General features: G+C 68.7%; 16 protein-coding genes and 1 pseudogene. 5 read left to right on the top strand and 12 right to left on the bottom strand.

All coding sequences use genetic code 11. The features are described from left to right. Positions 1 to 554 precede the first annotated feature (554 nt). The 11 genes from ACSSVZ_RS26605 to ACSSVZ_RS26555 all read right to left on the bottom strand — a co-directional run bounded on the left by ACSSVZ_RS26605 (position 555) and on the right by ACSSVZ_RS26555 (position 12,213). The gene (locus ACSSVZ_RS26605) at positions 555 to 1,421 is read right to left on the bottom strand and encodes a dienelactone hydrolase family protein (protein WP_453973889.1); all 867 of its coding nucleotides are present in this window, start codon (positions 1,419 to 1,421) and stop codon (positions 555 to 557) included. A 214-nt stretch (positions 1,422 to 1,635) separates the two neighbouring features. Further along, positions 1,636 to 1,998 (bottom strand): DUF427 domain-containing protein, encoded by a 363-nt coding sequence (locus ACSSVZ_RS26600; RefSeq protein ID WP_453973888.1) that lies wholly within the window; start codon positions 1,996 to 1,998, stop codon positions 1,636 to 1,638. A 163-nt stretch (positions 1,999 to 2,161) separates the two neighbouring features. After that, positions 2,162 to 2,338: a cbb3-type cytochrome oxidase assembly protein CcoS gene (gene ccoS, locus ACSSVZ_RS26595; protein ID WP_453973887.1), complete on the bottom strand. Its 177-nt coding sequence runs from the start codon at positions 2,336 to 2,338 to the stop codon at positions 2,162 to 2,164. Further along, the gene (locus ACSSVZ_RS26590) at positions 2,335 to 4,596 is read right to left on the bottom strand and encodes a heavy metal translocating P-type ATPase (RefSeq protein WP_453973886.1); all 2,262 of its coding nucleotides are present in this window, start codon (positions 4,594 to 4,596) and stop codon (positions 2,335 to 2,337) included. The genes ccoS and ACSSVZ_RS26590 overlap by 4 nt, the downstream gene beginning before the upstream one ends. Next, positions 4,593 to 5,123, bottom strand: coding sequence for a FixH family protein (locus ACSSVZ_RS26585; RefSeq protein ID WP_453973885.1), 531 nt, complete (start codon positions 5,121 to 5,123; stop codon positions 4,593 to 4,595). Before ACSSVZ_RS26585 ends, ACSSVZ_RS26590 begins: the two co-directional genes overlap by 4 nt. A 69-nt stretch (positions 5,124 to 5,192) precedes the next feature. Continuing rightward, a complete protein-coding gene (gene ccoG, locus ACSSVZ_RS26580) occupies positions 5,193 to 6,647 on the bottom strand; it encodes a cytochrome c oxidase accessory protein CcoG (RefSeq protein ID WP_453973884.1) in 1,455 nt (484 codons plus the stop codon). A gap of 251 nt (positions 6,648 to 6,898) precedes the next feature. Beyond that, positions 6,899 to 8,173: a multidrug effflux MFS transporter gene (locus tag ACSSVZ_RS26575; protein WP_453973883.1), complete on the bottom strand. Its 1,275-nt coding sequence runs from the start codon at positions 8,171 to 8,173 to the stop codon at positions 6,899 to 6,901. 89 nt (positions 8,174 to 8,262) lie between these two features. After that, positions 8,263 to 9,075 carry a HesA/MoeB/ThiF family protein gene (locus ACSSVZ_RS26570; protein ID WP_453973882.1) on the bottom strand — a complete coding sequence of 271 codons (813 nt, stop codon included), beginning with the start codon at positions 9,073 to 9,075 and terminating at the stop codon, positions 8,263 to 8,265. A 161-nt stretch (positions 9,076 to 9,236) separates the two neighbouring features. Then, a complete protein-coding gene (gene dut / locus ACSSVZ_RS26565; protein ID WP_453973881.1) occupies positions 9,237 to 9,731 on the bottom strand; it encodes a dUTP diphosphatase in 495 nt (164 codons plus the stop codon). Then, a complete protein-coding gene (gene coaBC, locus ACSSVZ_RS26560; protein WP_453973880.1) occupies positions 9,728 to 10,987 on the bottom strand; it encodes a bifunctional phosphopantothenoylcysteine decarboxylase/phosphopantothenate--cysteine ligase CoaBC in 1,260 nt (419 codons plus the stop codon). Before coaBC ends, dut begins: the two co-directional genes overlap by 4 nt. A gap of 35 nt (positions 10,988 to 11,022) precedes the next feature. Beyond that, positions 11,023 to 12,213, bottom strand: a complete 1,191-nt coding sequence (locus tag ACSSVZ_RS26555; protein ID WP_453973879.1) for a penicillin-binding protein activator — start codon at positions 12,211 to 12,213, stop codon at positions 11,023 to 11,025. Positions 12,214 to 12,341: 128 nt separating this feature from the next. Between ACSSVZ_RS26555 and rsmI the strand changes: the two genes are divergently transcribed. The 5 genes and pseudogenes from rsmI to ACSSVZ_RS26530 form a co-directional block, all read left to right on the top strand. Further along, a complete protein-coding gene (gene rsmI / locus ACSSVZ_RS26550; RefSeq protein WP_453973878.1) occupies positions 12,342 to 13,328 on the top strand; it encodes a 16S rRNA (cytidine(1402)-2'-O)-methyltransferase in 987 nt (328 codons plus the stop codon). A 2-nt stretch (positions 13,329 to 13,330) separates the two neighbouring features. Further along, a complete protein-coding gene (locus ACSSVZ_RS26545; RefSeq protein ID WP_453973877.1) occupies positions 13,331 to 13,702 on the top strand; it encodes a YraN family protein in 372 nt (123 codons plus the stop codon). A 123-nt stretch (positions 13,703 to 13,825) separates the two neighbouring features. Further along, positions 13,826 to 14,767, top strand: coding sequence for a glutathione synthase (gene gshB, locus ACSSVZ_RS26540; protein ID WP_453973876.1), 942 nt, complete (start codon positions 13,826 to 13,828; stop codon positions 14,765 to 14,767). 275 nt (positions 14,768 to 15,042) lie between these two features. After that, complete coding sequence (locus ACSSVZ_RS26535; protein ID WP_453973875.1) at positions 15,043 to 16,323, top strand: cation:proton antiporter; 1,281 nt, start codon at positions 15,043 to 15,045, stop codon at positions 16,321 to 16,323. Positions 16,324 to 16,593: 270 nt separating this feature from the next. Further along, positions 16,594 to 16,740, top strand: a pseudogene (locus ACSSVZ_RS26530) (ATP-grasp domain-containing protein); the annotation flags it as partial. Between the two features lie 442 nt (positions 16,741 to 17,182). On the opposite strand, the gene ACSSVZ_RS26525 reads toward ACSSVZ_RS26530, so the two are convergent. Further along, complete coding sequence (locus tag ACSSVZ_RS26525) at positions 17,183 to 19,420, bottom strand: AAA family ATPase (protein WP_453973874.1); 2,238 nt, start codon at positions 19,418 to 19,420, stop codon at positions 17,183 to 17,185. Between the last annotated feature and the right edge of the window lie 174 nt (positions 19,421 to 19,594).

The following is a 19,594-nucleotide window of genomic DNA, read 5'->3' as shown; positions in this document are numbered from 1 at the left end:
ATCAGATGCTGGCCTCCACCCCAGCCAGCATCTTGAATCACAAAACGCCCCGAACAGGAATCCCCCCCGATTCAGATAAACAAGGAAACGCTCTAAAGCGCAAAGCCGGACGGAAAACCGCAAGAGCACTTTTCCTGGCTTTGCTTGACCGCGCGCGATCGCGCGCTGGGGGGCGTGATGCGGTGAGGCCTGCCCCGGGCTCTCGCCCTCCTCGGACGTGTACTGGTTCTCCGCCGCCACCCCCAAACTCCGCTCATCCCCGCGAAAGCGGGGATCCATGGGCAGCCGGCCAAAGAGTTCTGAAGCGAGGGCAGGAACCGGCCGCTTCAGCTCTCGCCATGGACCTTTCCGCTGACATGCCCGCAGCCGAGTCTGGATTGGATTATCCCAGCCTGTCCGGAAGCCGAACGGAGTAAGCGCCGACCCCTCCGAAACGCGTCAGCTTTAACTGCAATGCCCTATGGATCCCCGCTTGCGCGGGGATGAGCGGAGCGCGAAAGGTTCTCCGGAACGGCGAGGCGCGTCTCCCCGCCGGCCCCGAAAGAGGACGCCCCCTACCCGCCGAGGTTTGCGTTGAGGAACGCCGTCGTGCGCGCCCACGCCTCGTCCGAGGCCGCCTTGTCGTAGCGCGCCGCGTTGGTGTCGTTGTTGAAGGCATGGTTCACCCCTTCGTAGACGAACACCTCGTAGGGCTTGCCGGCGGCATCCAGCGCGCTGGTGTAGGCGTCGATGCCGGCGTTGATGCGCTCGTCGAGCCCGGCATAGTGGAGCAGCAGCGGCGCCGAGACGTCACCCACCCGGTCGGCCGGCAGCTGGCGCCCGTAATAGGCGACGGCGGCGCCGAGCGGCGTGCCCGCGGCGGCCAGCCGGTTCGCCCAGCCGCCGCCCCAGCAGAAGCCGACCACGCCGACCTCGCCGTTGGTCGCCGGATCGTCGCGCAGCCAGGCGACGGCGGCCTTGAGCGCCGCCTCGACATGCCCGTCGTCCAGCTGGCCGATCAGGTCGCGCGCCTGGTCCGGATCGTCCGGCGTGCCGCCCTTCACCGACAGCAGGTCCGGGGCGAGCGCCACGAAGCCGTCGGCCGCCAGCCGTCGCGCCACATCCTCGGTGTGCGGATTGAGGCCGCGGTTCTCGTGGATGACGATGACGCCGGGCCGCTTCTCCGTGCCCTTCGGCCGCGCCAGGTAGCCGACGACCCGCGTTCCCTCGACGTCGTAGCTCATCCGCTCGGTCTGGATGCGGTCGTCGTCCTCGGCGACGATCGCCGCCTGGGCGTAGTTGTTTTCCAGAAGCGGCAGCAGCGCCGCCGCCGCGGCGGTGCTGCCGGCCAGCCCGGCCAGCCGCGTCATGAAGCTGCGGCGGCTCATGCCGCCGTGGGTGAAAGCGTCGAACAGATCGATGATGTCCTGACGTATCGGCATGTCCCGTCCTCCCGGCTCCGTGTTCCGCCGCGCGGCGGCCCTGACCGCCGCCCGTTGATGGAGCCCGATGATAGGGAAAGCTGCCGATCTCTCCGTCACGATGCGCGCGCGCCGGGATCACAATCTCTCGATGGGCCCCGCGCGGGGCCCGCACCCTTTCGATGGGCCCTCGTGGGGCCCGCACCGCGGGAGCGGTGTCGCCGCGGGCCGCGCCTCAGGCGGGGTCGACCTTCATCGTCACCTTGTTTGGATAGAAGGCGAGGTAATCGCGGATCGCCGCCACCCCGTTCAGCGGCCGCTGGTAGCTCCACACCGCGTTCTCGACGGTGGTTCCGGCGAGCGCGATGGACCAGTAGCTGGCGTCGCCCTTGTAGGGACAGTGGGTGGAATGATCCGACGGCACCAGGAACGAGGCCGCCACGTCCGCCTTCGGGATGTAGTAGACGACCGGATAGGTCGATTCCTGCAGCGTCAGCGCGTGGCGGGTTTCGGCGATGACGGTGTTGCCGATGGTGACGGCGACGTGTCCCTCGAACGGGGCGATGGTGATCGGATGGTCGCGGCTGGTTTCGATCAAGGTGCTCTCCCTCGCAGCCCTTTCCGATCGGCTCAAGTGGCCTGATCGCCGGAAGGCGGCGGACGCATGACGCGCGCGGCAACGGCCCACGCAGCCTCATAAGTCCCGATGCTACGCGAACGTTCCATCGCCCCGCATTCACGTTCGGGCGAGCCCGAGCCGGTCAGTCGTCCCGCTTGCCTGCCGGGTCGTCGGGCGGCAGGTCGTCGTCCGACAGGATGCGCCATTTGGCGCCCTCCATGTCGTCGTACTGGCCGGCGCGCAGCGACCACAGGAAGGCCGCGAGCCCGATCAGCCCGAGGGCCAGCGCCGCCGGCACCAGGATCAGCAGGATGTTCATGCCGGCACCGCCCGGCCGCCCGCCGCCGGTGCCGCCGCGCCGGCATCTGACGCCTCCCGTGGCACCGACTGAGCGCGGAGCGCGTTGGCGGTGACCAGCAGCGACGAGCCGGACATGGCGATGGCGGCGATCAGCGGCGTCGCGTGGCCGGTCACCGCGATCGGCACGGCGATCAGGTTGTAGGCGAGCGCCAGCCCGAGATTCTCCGTCATGATCCGCCGCGCCCGCCGCCCGATGGCGAGCGCGAGCAGGATCGGCGACAGCCGCTCGCCGAGGAACACCACGTCGGCTGCGGCCTGGCTCAGGTCGACGGCCGAGACCGGCGACATGGAGACGCTGGCGGCGGCCAGCGCCGGCGCGTCGTTGAGCCCGTCGCCCACCATCAGGACATGGCGCCCCTGCGCCTGGAGCGCCTCCAGCGCGGCGATCTTGTCGGCCGGCTTCAGCCCCGCCTGCCAGTCCGCGATGCCGAGCTGCCCGGCCACCCGGGCCACCGCCGGCCCCCGGTCGCCGGAGAGGATCTTCACGTCGAAGCCCCGACGCTTCAGCGCCGCCACCGTCTCGCCCGCATCGGGCCGGAGCACCTGCTGCACCGCCAGCACCACGGGGCGCTGCCCCTCAATGCTCAAGCCCACCAGCGTCGCATCGGGATAGCGCAGCGCGACAGCGGCGGCTTCGGCCTCGGCACCGGCGAACGCCGGCTTGCCGAGCCTCACCGCCACCCCGTCGATCAGGCCCGAGACGCCGGATCCGGCCACCTCCCGCAGGTCGGTGGCGGTCCGCGCCGGCCGGCCGCCGCCGGCGATCGCCAGCGACACCGGATGGCGCGAGCCCGCGGCCAGCGCCCGGGCCGCCTCCAGCGCCACCTCGGGCACCTCGTCCGCGTTGGCGATCCGGGCCGAGGGTGTGGTCAGGGTGCCGGTCTTGTCGAAGACGACGGTGTCGACCACCGCCAGACGTTCCAGCGCATCGCCCGCGTGCAGCAGCAGGCGGTTGCGGAAGAAGGCACCCGCCGCCGTCACTTGCACCGCCGGCACGGCGAGCGCGATGGCGCAGGGGCAAGTGATGATGAGGACGGTGATCGCCACCACCAGCGACCGCTCCACGCTGGCGCCGAGCGCCAGCCAGGCGAGGAAGGTGACGAGCGCCGCGCCATGCACGAACGGCGCGTACCAGCGCGCCACCCGGTCGGCCAGCGCGACCGAGCGCGAGCGCGCGGTCATCGCCTTGTCGAGGAGCCGGTTGACCTCGTCGAGCAGCGTCCCCTCGCCGGCCGCCGCGACCCGCACGGTGAGCAGGCCTTCGCCGTTGAGCGTTCCGGCGAACACCCGGTCGTCGACGCCCACCGGCTGCAGCATGGTCTCGCCGGTCACCAGCGACTGGTCGATCTCCGAGGTGCCGGCAATCACCGTTCCGTCCACGGGCACCCGCCCGCCGGCCGCCACCTGCACAAGCGTGCCCGCGCCGACCTCGGCGACCGGAACCTCGCGCAGCGACCCGTCGTCGGCCACCAGCACCGCCGTGTCGGCGCGCAACGCCGCCAGGTTCTCCGCGAACGTGCGGGTCCGCCGCCGCATCACCTGGTCGAGCACCCGGCCCAGCAGCAGAAAGAACAGCAGCATCAGCGCGGATTCGAAATAGGTGTCGGCGCCGGCCGTCAGCGTTCCGTAGAACGACAGTCCCAGCGCCAGGATCACCCCCAGCGCGATCGGCACGTCCATGTTGACCCGGCCGTGGCGCACGGCAGTGAAGGCGCTGCGGTAGAAGGTCTGCCCCGCATAGGCCGCCGCCGGCAGCGCGATCAGCGCCGACATCCAGTGGAACAGCAGCCGCGTTTCGGGCGTGATGTCGGAGACGTTGCCCGACCACACCGAGACCGAGAACAGCATCACGTTCATCGCCGCGAAGCCGGCCACCGCCAGCGCCCGAAAGAGCGCGTTGCGCTCGCGGCGAAAGCTGTCGTCGATCTGGCCGCGGACGAACGGCCGCGCCTCGTAGCCGATGTCGGCGAGCGTCGCGACGATGGCGCCGCCGTCGATCGTCTCCGGCCGCCAGGTCACCGCCAGCCGCCGGTTGGAGAGGTTCACCCGTGCCCGCTCGATGCCGGGCACGGCGCCGAGGCTGCGCTCGATCTTGCTCATGCAGGCGGCGCAGTGGATGCCGTCGACGGCCAGCTCCATCGAGCGCCGGCCGTCGGCGCCGGCCTCGGAAAACGCGCTCCAGTCGCGCTCCGCCATCACTCCCGCCGCGGGCGTCATCGCACCTGGCCGTTCCCCGTGATGACGATGCGGTTGACTGAGCGGAACGTCGCCCCGTCGCCGGCCTTCGCATCGATCGTCAGGTCGTACTGTCCCGCCGGCAGCGGATCCGCCAGCCCGCCGTAGAGGCCGACCTCGCCCTCCGACAGGCTGACGTGCCGGTCGAGCCCGTCATGGGTGGGGCTCGCCAGCGTCGCCGTCACCGACAGGCCGGCGAGCGGCGCGCCGTCGCGGTCGTTGGCGTCGAGGCGGATCGCCACGGGCTCCGTCGGCCCGCCGGCGGAGACGCTCTCGTCCATTTCCCAGCCGAGATCGCGCTGCAGCTTCGCCGCCTCCAGCAGCTCCGGATACTCCCGCCCCGCCTGGTAGGCGCTGTTGGTCACCACGCCCGGAAACGACCCCACCGCCAGCCAGATGAGGATGACGTTCGCCACCGCGATGATGCCGAAGAAGCCCACCAGCCCGAGGAAGACCTTGCGGCCGGTGAGCCGGAAGCCGGTGGCGGTGTCTGCGGAAGCCGTCGTCATGTCGCTTTTCCCATGGGAGGAACCCGTACCCCGCGCCGCTTCCGATGAGCGGCGCCGGCCGTCGGTCGTCTATTGCGTCTTGAAGGTGTCCACGGCGCTGGCCCGCTCGCCGTCCTTCACGTCGACGATCTGGAACGTCACGTCGGTCGCCGGAGGGATGTCCTCGCCGGTCGGCGTAAACACCAGCACGCGGATCTCGCGGCTGCGGTCGGGGCCCACCGTGACCACCGGGTTGCCCTCGATCGTCTGGTCGATGCCGATCGCCTCCAGCCGCGCGTCGGCGGGCAGCCCGGCGACCTGCAGCAGGAACGTCCGTTCGATCGGCCGCTTGTTGAGCAGCCGCACGGTGTAGCCGTTGCGGATCCCGCCGTCGGACAGCTGCACGAACACCGGGTTGCGGTCGTGCAGCACGCTGATGTCGGAGAACGAGCGCGAGGTCAGGGTGTAGAGCATGATCGAGCCGACCAGCGCGATGATCGCCGCGTAGATGACCGTGCGGGCGCGGACCATCTTGTAGATCGGCGGCTTGCCGGCGGCGCGCAGCTCCAGGTTCATGTCGGTGTCGTAGCCGATCAGCCCGGTCGGCCGGCCGACCTTCTCCATCACCGTGTCGCAGGCGTCGATGCACAGCCCGCACTGGATGCATTCCAGCTGCAGCCCCTTGCGGATGTCGACGCCGGTCGGGCAGGCCTGGACGCACTGGTAGCAGTCGATGCAGTCGCCGGCCGGCAGGCCCTGCTCGGCGCGCTTCGCCATCTCCTTCAGCGAGCCGCGCGGCTCGCCGCGATCGGTCTTGTAGGTGACGTTGAGGGCCCACTCGTCGGTCAGCGCCGCCTGGATGCGCGGCCACGGGCACATGTAGATGCACACCTGCTCGCGCATCATGCCGGCGAGCGCGTAGGTGGTGAAGGTGAACACCGCGACGAACACGTAGGTGATCATCGACGCCTGGCCGGTGAAGATGTTCACCACCATCGTCGGCGCGTCGCCGAAATAGAGGATCCAGGCGCCGCCGGTCCACATGGCGATCGCCAGCCACAGGATGTGCTTGATGCCCTTCTTGGCGAGCTTCTGGGCGCTCATCGGCTTGCCGTCGAGGATCATCCGCTCGCGGCGGTCGCCCTCGATCCAGCGCTCGATCAGCATGAACAGGTCGGTCCACACCGTCTGCGGGCAGAGGTAGCCGCACCAGACCCGCCCGGCGAGGGCGTTGATCAGGAACAGGCCGAGCGCCGCCAGGATCAGCAGGCCGGTGACGTAGTAGACTTCCTGCGGCCAGATCTCGATGGAGAAGAAATAGGCCCGGCGGCCGTCCAGGTCGATCAGCAGCGCCTGGTCGGGCGCGTTGATGCCCCGGTCCCAGCGCACGAACGGCAGGAAATAGTAGATGCCCAGCGTGACGGCCAGCACGCCCCACTTGATGCGTCGAAACCGCCCGTGCACGGCCTGCGGATAGATCTTCTTCGCCGCCACGTACATGGGTGCATCGCCGGCCGCTCCGCCGCCCGATGTATCGACACGCATCGTCATGTCCTTCGCAATCTCTCGGCCCGAATGAGATCCGCAATCGGCTCGTCAGGCAGAATGGTCGCGAAAAAACCGGGGTGCCTTGATTGGCATCAAGGGCGGGGCGCAATGCCGCAGCGCGGGAAGGAGAAAGGTGGAAGCCGGACTTCCATCACCGGACGGCCCCGGTGAGCCGCCCACGGCGCAACCGCGCACGGGCCGGAGGCCGCGCCCCGCGTGTGCAGCGAGCCCAGGCCCGCCGGTCTGGGTTACTTCCGCCGGTTCTCGCCGACGCCGAACAGCCGGCCGCGCTCGGTGATCAGCACCGCGATCAGCGAGGCGACGGCGAAGCCGGCGAAGCCGCGGATCATCGGCTGCACCGTGCCGTCGAAGCTCTGGCCGACGAGGGTGCCCAGCACCGCGCCGACGCCGGTCATGTAGGCGCCGATCAGCGACGACCCCATGCCGGCCACCCGGCCGAGCGGCTCCATGGCGATGGCGTTGAAGTTGGGCAGGATCAACCCGACGCAGAAGAACGCCGCGCCGAAGAAGCTGGTGAAGGCCACCAGCGACAGCGGCGAGATCTCGTCCACCACCATGCAGACGAACATGATCAGCGCCATCGCCACCAGCGCGCTGTGCGACAGGCGGCGCATGCCGAGACGCTCGACCATCGTGGCGTTGGCGAGCGACGCCGCGGACATGAACACCGCCACCGCGCCGAAGAAGATCGGGAACGAGGCGCCGAGCCCGAACACCTCCTGGTAGACCTGCTGGGCGGAGCTCACGTAGCCGATCAGCGACCCGAACATGAAGCCGAGCGAGATCGAGTAGCCGACCGACTGGCGGGTGGTCAGCACCGTCTTGAACGCCTTGACGAGCCCCGCGACCGACAGCGGCGTGCGGTCTTCCGGCGGACACGTCTCCGGCAGCCGGATGCCGGCCCAGAGGATGAGCGTCACCCCGACGAGCAGCAGGAAGGCGAACATCCACGTCCACGGGCCGAACGTGCTGATGGCGCCGCCCACCGACGGCGCGATCACCGGCACGATGATGAACACCATCATCACGAAGGACATCACCTTGCCCATCGCCCGGCCCTCGAAGCGGTCGCGCACCATGGCGATGGCGATCACCCGCGGGCCGCCGCAGCCGATGCCCTGCACCAGCCGCCCGGCGAGGAGATGGCCGAACTCCGGCGCCAGCATGCACAGCACCGTGCCGACGAGGTAGATGGCGAGGCTGACATAGAGCACCGCCTTGCGGCCGAACCGGTCGGAGAGCGGACCGTAGATGATCTGCCCCAGCGCGAAGCCGATCATGTAGACGCCCACCACCAGCTGCCGGTGGTTGACGTCGGCGATCGAGAAGGCGTCGCCGATCTCCGGCAGCGCCGGCAGCATGACGTCGACCGAAAACGCGGTCAGCGCCATCATCAGGGCGATGATCCCGATGAATTCGACGAACGGCAGGCCGAGCTTCTCGCGGGCTTGCCGGCGGGCGGCTTCCATCGGGTCGGCGGAGGATGTGTCGGGATTTCGCATAGGGTCTGATACCCGGTCTTGGGCCTTCTCGCCATGCGCGGACCGGGTTGCTCCCCCACCCCCGCTGCATGGCGATCGTGTCACCAGCGTCACGAAACCGGGGATCGGGGGGCGGAATCGGGGGGGCGGGCGGCGGTGCCGGTCAGCGGATTCGCCGGATCGAAGGCGTAGCCGAACGTCTCGAAGCGCAGCGACAGGGCATCGACCAGCAGCAGCTTGCCGACCAGGCCGGAGCCGATGCCGAGGATCTCCTTCAGCACCTCCAGCGCCTGCAGCGTGCCGACCAGCCCGGTCAGCACGCCGAGGATGCCGGCCTCCGCGCAGGTCGGGATGATGCCGGCCGGCGGCGCCTCGGGGAACAGGCAGCGGTAGGTGGGATTCGGCGTGCCGTCCGCGCCCGTCTCGAACGGTCGCAGCGTCGTCAGCGATCCGTCGAACCGGCCGACCGCCGCCGTCACCAGCGGCCGCCTCTCCCGGCAGCACGCATCGGAGACCGCATAGCGCGTGGCGAAGTTGTCCGACCCGTCGGCGACGATGTCGTAGCCGCGCACCAGCTCCCCGGCGTTCTCCCCGGTGAGCCGCACGCCGTGGCCGACCACCTGGACGTTGGGGTTGAGGTCGGCGACCGCATCGGTGGCCGAGGCGACCTTGGTGCGGCCGACGTCGGCGGTGCCGTGCAGGATCTGCCGCTGCAGGTTCGACAGCGCCACGGTGTCGTCGTCGACGATGCCGATGGTGCCGACGCCGGCCGCCGCCAGGTACTGGATCAACGGCGAGCCGAGCCCGCCCGCCCCGATCACCAGCACCCGCGCCGCCTTCAGCTTCTGCTGGCCCGGGCCGCCGACCTCGGGCAGCACCAGGTGGCGGGCATAGCGTTCGATCTCGTCGGGGGAAAAGCTCATCGCCTGATCTGACCACGCCGGCCGCCCGGGTCAAGCGCGCCCTGCAGGCGAGAGCCTTTTCCGATCAGGTGGAACCACCCGATCGACAGGAAACGGCTCCAGTTTCAAGACCTTGAAACGGCATCAGCAACGCGCCGCAAGTCCCTGTCATTCAACGTGTTTTACCGGAATTTCTGCGGTTCCCAGGCGCGCGGCGTCAGCCCGCCCGTCGAACCGAACCCGCCGGCGCCGCGCGCCGTTTCCGGCAGCGTGTCGGCCTCCTCGACGGCGACCTGCAGCACCGGCGCCACCACCAGCTGGGCGATCCGGTCGCCGCGGGCGATCGTCACCGGCTCGCTGCCGAGGTTGATCAGCAGCACCCCCACCTCGCCGCGATAGTCGGCATCGATGGTGCCCGGCGCGTTGAGGACGGTCAGGCCGTGCTTGGCCGCCAGCCCCGAGCGCGGCCGGACCTGGCCCTCGGTGCCGGCCGGCAGGGCGATCTCCAGCCCGGTCGGCACCTGCACCCGCGCCCCCGGCGCCACCGTCAGCGGCGCGTCCGCGGCGATCGCCGCCGTCAGGTCGAGCCCGGCCGCGGCGGCGGTCTGGTAGGCCGGCAGCGGCAGGCCCGCCGCGTGCGGCAGCCGGCGGACGACGAGGCTCGGGCGGGTGCTCATTCGGACGCCTGTCCTTCGGGTTCCGGACGTGTCGCCGCCAGCCGGTCGGCGATCAGCGCCACCAGCCGGGTCGCGACCTCGTCCTTGCTGAGCTTGGGCCATGCGTCGACGCCGGCGCTGCTGACGATGCGCACCGTGTTGTCCGTCCCGCCCATCACCCCGGTCGCCGGGCTCACGTCGTTGGCGACGATCAGGTCGGCGCCCTTGCGGGCGAGCTTGGCGCGGGCGTTGTCGATCAGGTCGTTGGTCTCGGCCGCGAAGCCCACCACCAGCCGCGGCCGCAGGGTGTGGTGGCGGCCGATCGAGGCGAGGATGTCGGGGTTCTCGACGAGTTCGAGCATCGGCGGTGCGCCGTCGGCCTGCTTCTTGAGCTTCTTCTCCGACGCGGTCGCCACGCGCCAGTCGGCGACGGCGGCGGCCATCACCGCCACGTCCACCGGCAGCGCCGCCTCCACCGCCGCCAGCATGTCGGCGGCGCTTTCCACCGCCACCAGCGACACGCCCGCGGGCGGCGGGATCTCCACCGGGCCGCTGATCAGCGTGACCTCGGCCCCGGCGGCGGCCGCCGCCGCGGCGATCGCGTGGCCCTGGCGGCCCGACGAACGGTTGGCGAGGTAGCGGACGGGATCGATCGGCTCGTGGGTCGGCCCGGAGGTGACCAGCATCCGGCGGCCGGCGAGCGGCTTCGGTCCGCCGATCAGCGCCGGCCCGGCGCCGAACGCGGCCTCGATCGCGGCCAGGATCTCCATCGGTTCCGCCATCCGCCCGGCGCCCGCCTCGCCGCGCTCGGCCATCGCGCCGACGCCCGGCCCGACGACGCGCACGCCGTCGGCGATCAGCTGGTCCATGTTGCGGCGGGTGGCCGGGTGCTCCCACATGCGCGGGTTCATCGCCGGCGCGATCAGCACCGGCTTGTCGGTGGCGAGAAGCGCCGTCGTCGCCAGGTCGTCGGCGTGGCCGCCGGCCATCTTGGCGATGAGGTCGGCGGTGGCCGGCGCCACCACCAGCAGGTCGGCGTCACGCGACAGGCGGATGTGGCCGATGTCGCTCTCGCGCGTCAGGTCGAAGAGGTCGCGGTGGACCGGCTCGCCGGCGATCGCGCCGACGGTGAGCGGCGTGACGAAGGCCTCGGCGGCCGGCGTCATCACCGGCACGACGGTCGCCCCCCGCTCCTTCAGCCGCCGGATCAGCTCCAGCACCTTGTAGGCCGCGATGCCGCCGGCGATGACGAGCAGGATGCGCTTGCCGTCCAGCATCGATCGACCCTCGGGCGCCACGGCGCGAAACCCGGTCAGAAGCCGCCGCTGGTGAAGCTCCGCGGCGCGGCGGAGACGACGCGGCTGTTGCCGCCGCCGATCTCGTAGACCGCGAGACCGCGTTGGCTGCGCCCGTCCGACAGGAAGCGGAAGATGCCGTCGACGCCCAGGAAGCCGTCGGCGTTGGTCAGCATCTCGTCGGTGAAGGCGCCGGCGCTGCGCGCCCGCACCAGCCCGGCGGCGAGGCTCGTCGCGTCATAGGCGAGCGAGGCTGTGCGCGGCGGCGCGGCGCCGTACTGGCGCTGGTACTTGGCGGCGAACGCCTCGTAGCCCTTGCGCTCGGGCGCCGGATACCAGCTGCCCGCCAGCGACTGCGCCTGCAGGACGTTCGGGTTGTCCCACTGGCCGGAGCCGAGCAGCTTGGCGCTCGACAGGCCGGCCTCCGACAGCGCGCCGGCGAGGATCTGCGGGTCCTGGCCGCCGTTCGGCATGAACACCGCGTTGACCGACCCCTTGGCGGCGATGGCGCGCGCCTTGGCGGCCATGTCGGCCGGGTCAGGCTTGTAGCGTTCGACCGCGATCACCTGCCCCTTGGAGCGGGAGACGGCCTCGCGGAAGGCGGCTTCCATCACCAGCCCGTAGCCGTTGTCGGGCACCAGGGCGGCGAACGACGTGCGGCCCTGGGAGGCGGCGTAGGAGATGATGCGGTCGGCATCCTGGCGCGGCAGGAAGCTCAGCAGGTAGACGCCGCGGCGCGCCACCGTCGCGTCTGTGGAGAACGCGATGATCGGCACGCCCGCCTGGCGCGCCGGTGCCGAGGCGCCGGCCACGGCCGAGGAGAACACCGGGCCGAGCACCAGCTTGGCGCCCTCGCCGATGGCGGCCTGGGCGGCGTCGCGGCCGCCGGTGTCGGTGCCGCCGGTGTCGCGCACCAGGATGCGGATGTCGGAATTGGGGAAATCGTTCATCGCCAGCGCGGCGGCGTTGCGGAAGGCGGTCGCCAGACCCGATGCCTCGCCGCCGGCCGACATCGGCAGCAGCAGCGCCACCGGAACCGAGCCGGATCCCAGCACCTCGCCGCGCGGCTGCGCCGTCGGCTGAGTGGGCTGAGCCGGCGTCTGCGGGCCGGTGGGCGAGCTGACGCACGCCGCGACCAGTGCCGCGATGCCGGCGACGGCCCCGAGGCGGGCGAGAACGGCGAACCGGTGCGACCGGAGGCTAGTCATGACGAACGGATCCTCTCCCGAGCCTTGCGCGCCCCCCGAACCCGGCGCAGGGTCTGGGGGTCGGCCCCACCAAACACCGGTGAATGCGGATCCGCAAGGGGTTCGTCTTCCAATACTTACAAAGCCCTATGACCGAATCGCGACGAACGCCGAACTTTTCCATCGACAGCGCCCGCTTCGATGCGCCGCCCCTGGACCCGGGGCTGTACATCGTCGCAACGCCGATCGGCCACCTGGACGACATCACCCTCAGGGCGCTGAAAACGCTCGCCGCCGCCCACGTGGTGTACTGCGAGGACACCCGCGTCACCCGGGTGCTGCTCGACCGCTACGGCATCCGCACGAAGACCTCCAGCTACCACGAGCACAACGCCGTCCGGCAGCGGCCGAAGATCCTCGAACGGCTCGCCGCCGGCGAGGCGGTGGCGCTGGTCTCCGACGCCGGCACGCCGCTGGTCTCCGACCCGGGCTTCCGCCTCGTCGAGGAGGTCGCGGCGGCCGGCCACCGGGTGTTCCCGATCCCCGGCGCCTCGGCGCTCACCGCCTCGCTGATGGCGGCGGGCCTGCCCACCGACACCGTCGTCTTCCTCGGCTTCCTGCCGTCGAAATCCGGCCCGCGCCGCCGCCGGCTGGAGACCTTCTCGCGCCAGCCGGCGAGCCTCGTCTTCTACGAATCGCCGAACCGGCTGGCCCAGTCGCTCGTGGAAGCCGCCGAGATCTGCGGCTCTGAGCGCCCCGCCGCCGTCTGCCGCGAGCTCACCAAGCGCTTCGAGACGATCTCGCGCGGCACGCTGGGCAGCCTGTGCGCCACCTATCCGCCCGACACGAAGATCAAGGGCGAGATCGCCGTGGTGATCTCCCCGCCCGAGGCGGAGGCTGCCAGCGAGGCCGACGCGGAGGACCTGCTGAAGGCCGCCCTCACCCGGCTGCCGGCAGGCAAGGCCGCCGCCGAGGTCGCCCGCATCACCGGCCGCGACCGTCAGGAGCTGTTCCGGCTGGCGCTGTCCTTCAAGGAGCCCGCCGCCGGCAAGGCGGCCCCCGCCGGCAAGGATGCCCCCGCCGGCGGGGACGCCCCGGCCGGGCGGGACGCCGCCCCCGGCGACGGCGAGGCCTGACCATGGTCGTGGCGCCGTCCCGCCGGCGGGCCTACCGCCTGGGGCTCGCGGCGGAGACCCGCGCCGCGCTGGCGCTGATGCTCAAGGGATACCGCATCCTCGGCCGCAGGGTGCGCACCGGCGCCGGCGAGATCGACATCGTGGCCCAGCGCGGATCCACCGTCGCCATCGTCGAGGTGAAGGCGCGCACCGAGCTCGCCGCCGCCCTTGAGGCCGTCGGCCCCGGCGCCCAGGCGCGCCTCGTCCGGTCCTCGGCGGCGTGGCTGGCGCGCAACCCGCGCTACGGCTGCCATACCATCCGCTTCGACATCGTCGTCGTGCGGCCGGCCCGCTGGCCGATACACCTCGTGAACGCCTTCGACGCGAGCCGCTAGCCCGTCCCTGACCCGTCCCTTCCCGTCCCTTCCCGGCGCCCACCGTCTGGACCCGCCCGCCATTCTGGCGCATCAAGAACCCAACCGGGCCCGCGCGGCCCCGACAGCGTTTTGGAGACCAGCATGACCCTCAAGGTCGCGGTCCAGATGGACCACATCGAGACGATCAAGATCGCGGGCGATTCCACCTTCGCCCTGCTCCTGGAGGCGCAGGCCCGCGGCCACGCCCTGTTCCACTACACCACCGACCGGCTGGCCGAGACGGCCGACGACCTGCTCGCCGCCCTCGAGCCGCTGACCGTCAGGGACGAGGCCGGCGCCCACTTCACCCTCGGCGCGCCCGCCCTCACCTCGCTGAAGGACGTCGACGTCATCCTGATGCGCCAGGATCCGCCCTTCGACCTCGCCTACATCACCGCCACCCACATGCTGGAGCGCATCCATCCGGACACGCTGGTGGTCAACGACCCGGCCGCCGTGCGCAACGCGCCGGAGAAGCTGTTCGTCATGCGCTTTCCGGAGCTGATGCCGCCGACGCTGATCACCCGCGACCGCGCCGCCATCGACGCCTTCCGGGCCGAGCACGGCGACATCGTCATGAAGCCGCTGTTCGGCGCCGGCGGCCAGGCGGTGTTCCGGCTGACGGCCGACGACCTCAACTACGGCTCGCTCTACGACTTCTTCGCCGCCACCTTCCGCGAGCCCTGGGTGATCCAGCGCTTCCTGCCGAAGGTGAGCGAGGGCGACAAGCGCATCATCCTGGTCGACGGGGACTTCGCCGGCGCGGTCAACCGGGTGCCCCAGAAGGGCGACCTGCGCTCCAACATGGTGCGCGGCGGGGCTGCGGCGGCGACCGAGCTCACCGAGCGCGAGCGCGAGATCGTCGCCACCGTCGGCCCGGCGCTGCGCGAGGAGAAGATCCTGTTCGCCGGCATCGACGTCATCGACGGCAACCTCACCGAGATCAACGTCACCTCGCCCACCGGCATCCGCGCCGTCGCCCGCCTCGGCGGCCCCGACGTCGCGGCGATGATCTGGGACAAGATCGAGGCCGACCGGGGGTAGCGCCGGGGCCGGAGAGGCGACGGCCGGCGGTCACGGCCGGTTCCTGTCACCCGCAGGCGCAGCCGTGGCTTTCGCCGACCCGCCGCGCGGCGCAATCGCGGTGTGGGGCCGTTGAGGACAAGACATCATTTCGTGGCCGTGATCCCTGGCGCCTGCCGCGAATCGAAGCGGCGCTGAACGATCTGTGCCTGTAGAGACTTGTCTACGTGGACGCCCGTCGCGCGCGGCGCCAACAGTCTTGCTCCTCCCGATCCAACGGCCCTCGATCGAACGACATGCACGAAACGGCTTTCTTCGAATTCAACCCTTATCACCTGGCTCTTGCGACGGGCGGTCTGGTCGTCATTCTTGCTTGCTGGGTGCCCCGCCTTTTGTCGCGGCGGGAGCCTGTGGCAGCGGCTCTGATGCTGATGTTCGGCACAGGAGCCGCGCTTCTCGTGCCCGACCTTGCCCTGTTGCCCGACCCGCGCGAGTATCCGCGCGCCTGGGAATTGGTCAGCGAACTGACGGTCATCGTCGCGCTGTTCGGGGCCGGCATGAAGATCGACGCGCTCCGGCCCTGGCGGCGCTGGGTGCCCACCGCAAGGCTGCTGGTGGTGGCGATGCCGATGACCATCGCCGCCGTGGCGATCCTGGGAGCGACGCTTGCCGGGTTGACACTCGCCGGAGCCATCCTGCTGGGCGCCGTGCTGGCACCGACCGACCCGGTGCTGGCGGGCGATGTACAGGTCGGCCCTCCGCAGGAGGGCTCCGAAGCCCCTGTCCGCTTTACGCTGACGACCGAAGCAGGGCTCAATGACGGTCTGGCCTTTCCCTTCGTCTATCTTGGCCTGATCGTCGCCGCGGAAGGGACCGGCTTCAGCCGGCTGCTCACCGAGTGGCTTCTCATCGATGTGGCCTACCGCATCGCCGCGGGCGCGGCGATCGGGTGGCTCGGCGGACGGGCGCTTGGCTGGGTGCTGTTTCGACTCCCGTCGGAGGCACCGCTGGCCGAGACAGGTTCCGGAATCATCGCGCTCGCCGGCGTCCTGCTCTGCTACGGCTCAACCGAGTTGGCCGAGGGCTACGGCTTCATCTCGGTTGCGATCATGGGTCTGACTCTGCGCCGCATGGAGGCGCATCATCACTTCCACCGGCGCCTGCACGACTTCTCCGAGACGATCGGCCACGCGCTGACGGCGGCCCTGTTGGTCGCGCTCGGTACGATGCTCCCCGTGCTTCTGGCCGGGCTCACCTGGGAGCTGGTCGCCATTGCGTTCATCCTTCTGATCCTGGTCCGTCCGCTGATTGCCTGGATCTCGCTTCTGGGTACGGGGATGGGGCGCCACGACCGGGCGATTGTCTCCGTTTATGGGGTGCGCGGCATCGGGTCGGTCTATTACCTCTGCTATGCGGCCACTCACATCGAGTTCCACGACGAAGCCGCACTCTGGTCCCTCGTCGCGCTGGTCATCCTGCTGTCGACGATCCTGCACGGCTTCACCGTGGGCTGGGCGCTGGACCACGCAAGTGAAGAGCGCGGAGCACGAGGGTGGAAGGCGCAGCCCGGCCGATAGCTGGAAGATGACGGCAGCGGTTGGCTGAACCGGTGCTCCGATTCATGCGGCTTCGCGCCGGCAGGCCTCTGCCGCGAGAGAGGCGCACGGCGGGCGCGTGCTGCCTCCGGTATCGGTCGGCCGGGACGCAACCGGCGAACGGACAGTTGCCGCCAGCACGGCCGACCTCGCGATCCTCGAGCCAGATCTTCCAGAGGAGGCGGTTTTCCGCCGCGTCGACGGCCATGAGGGCGAGCCCCGGGCGTCGTGCGGCGCGCGGCAGGAGCGAAGATCCTGTTCGCCGGCATCGACGTCACCGACGGCAACCTCGCCGAGATCAACGTCACCTCGCCCACCGGCATCCGCGCCGTCGCCCGCCTCGGCGGCCCCGACGTCGCGGCGATGATCTGGGACAAGATCGAGGCCGACCGGGGGTAGGCCCGGAAGGACGGCACACCATCGACCGGCCCGGCCGCCCCGGTAGCCGGGCGCGGTGGTCGTCATCCCCGAGGCCCACAGGGTCGGGGGCTGAGGCGGCGCGGGTGGTGGCTGAAGCGGCGCGGCCCGGGCCCGTAGTGGTCGCCGTCTCCCGAGAGGCACCCCGCGCCTTACGCCCGAGCCGGACGACAATGCGCCGCCCCTTGCCCAAGCGGGAAAGCCGCGGTCAGACGGACCCGTCGGGAGGGGGGGGTGCCCGGCGAGTGCGGCCATCAGGGACCAGCCTCCGGAACGGCCGCTGCGTTCGCTACGGTCATTTGAGCGGACATGCGAAATGACTGAAAGCCGACATCGGCTGCACGCCAATGTCGGTTCTTTCACCAGCTCCGCCGTTGTTCTGAATGTGCTTTTCAAGTTTGCAGTTTGGCGTGTGGTGTGACGTTCAGCGGGTGCCTTCAAGCGCACGATAGTGCACAGTATCGTGCTGCCGAACAGCATCCAGGATGCAATTCACGATTGCCTGCGCTTCGCTCATGTCCGGAAGGCGCATGCCCCCGCCTCTGGAAAGCGTATGCGAATGGAAATGCATGAATTTGCGGGCGCGCTCAGCATCGACCGGATCGGAAATGAGGTCGCCAATGCTGCCATCGACGTTAGCATGTTCCATGAACTTGAAGGCGACGTACCCTTCGACGAAGCGTCGCGCCATGTTGCCAAGGTTAAAGATCACTTGATGATCGTTCTGCGGATTCTCCGCGAAATTCGCAAGCTGATGAAAGAGGTACAGGTATTCAGAGCGATATTTCCTGATCGACTCAGGACATTCAATCAGCCTTGACGCAATGATTCCGTTGGAATCAATGCGTTCGACAAGAAAGGTCTGAGACATGGGCGTATTCATTTTCGTGACCCAATCGAGCATAAGATGGAAAAACTCGTGGCTGTGGGTCGATATAAAGAGCTGCTTCGCTAGGCACTCATGCCTGGGCGCAGTCTCATTACGCCTATAAAACGTGTTGCGGATGAAAGCGCAGACATGCAGCAAGTGATGTGCATCGAGACTTGAGATGGGATCGTCGATATAAACGATAGTCTGGGAAAGATCGTTACCGCTTTCGAGCAGCTTGGTGATGAAGTAACAGAACGCTATCGCCGTTCGCTCGCCTTCGCTTAAGTTTCGTGCGGGCTCTGCACCGCGCATGAGTAGGAAGCGGTCGTCGTCCGTAACCTGTACCTGAATGTCAGACTTTCCGAAGAACCGGTGCAGCGTATTGTTGATGGCGTCGGCGCCACGAGTTGCGTTGGAAAGCGCGGCCTGAAGCCTCGCGATCTCGATGCCGTGAGCAACTTCCTCGCGCGCGGCGTTCTCTGCCGTTTCCTTCAGTTCACTGATACGGTCTTCTTTCGCGAGACGATCGACACTCCGCATCGCTTCGACGGTTATATGATTTTTCAGGATTGCAATCGCCGCATTGCGCTCCGCCGTGAACTCCTTCGTCCGACCGTTGCAGACCTCGATTAATGCCGCGAACCGTTCAACCGCGGCAGAAAGATCAACCGCGTCAGGTTTTATGTCAGGCGCCTTGACGATATCAAACGGATTGGCCTGCTTGCGCTCAAGCGCTTCGATCATTCCATCAAGCGATGAGTTCCAGGCATCACGCGCTTCGGTGAGTTGCCGGTTGGCTTCGCCATGCTCAGCTTGCAGATCGGTATAAAAGGCGGCCTTTCCGTAAGCGCTATCCACGTACTGCGTCTTCATCCCGGAGAACTCATCGATAGCTGTCCCGATGCGGCGCCTAAGGTCGTCGAAGGCATCGGAGAAATGAGCGTTCAGTGCTTGAATGCGTTCAGAAGAAAGAAGACCTTCGCAGAATTCGCAGCGTTCCTTGCCTTCATGCAGACGGCGTCCTCGCTCGACCCAGTCGGCAATATCAGGATTGGCAACTAGCCGGTCGATCGTTCCGGACGATCCGAGCTGTTCGGAAAGGAGAGCGGCCCCATTCAGCCAGAGCCGACTAAGCCAGGCCGCATCGAGGGTAATCGCAAGTTCGGGCAGTTCGTCTTTCTGTTCCGCAGCGACCTTCGATCGGGCGGCTCTAACATCGGTGGTTGAAAGCTCGTCCGGCAGCGTGCCTTTCCAGGTTTCGATGATTGGCTTTAGATGGCGGCGATCGAAACGCCCAACTGGAAGCTCCTTGTTAATACTTCCGGCACATTCGGTCTCTGCTTTCCCGATCGCATCTTCCAACTGATTCTTTTCGTAAATTGCCTTGGCACGAATACTTTCTGCTTCGACGCGCTCGGCTTTCTTCCTCTCAAGCTCCTCACGAAGCGCGATATTCTCGGCGCCAAGTAGCAAGATTGGGTTGAAACCTTCCGCGTCATCCCAGAGAAGGTGCTCTTTGCGAAAATCCTCATTGAAAACGCGGACATTGCAGGAAGCAGCAAACTTTTGATCGTGCTGGATGGCGTTGTCATCCGTGATCGAGAACCGAGCCTGCGGATAGTCGGGATGGAGGGCGCCGGTCTCCAGACAACGAAACACGCGGGAGAGGGTCGTCTTTCCAGAATAATTCCAGCCGTAGATGAGATTGAATGGGGCGAACTCCGGTAAGGAGCCGCCCGTGAAATGACAAAACACGCCGAAATTGTCTAAACCATCGATTTTTCTAAACACCGTCTGTACGACCCTCTATAGGCCCTCTCCTTGCGTCACTTTCGCGCAAGGATTGCAAGCGTGTCTAGGGACCCTCCTAAGAGTCGGACTCGAAACTCATGGAGCGCGGGCCAGACGTCTTGCGAGGAGCATGACGGAGGCGGCGTGCAGGAAGGCTTCAGCCGAGGCGATGGA

The sequence above is a fragment of the Amorphus sp. MBR-141 genome (assembly GCF_053628695.1).
This window is presented reverse-complemented; position numbering and strand designations above follow the sequence as displayed.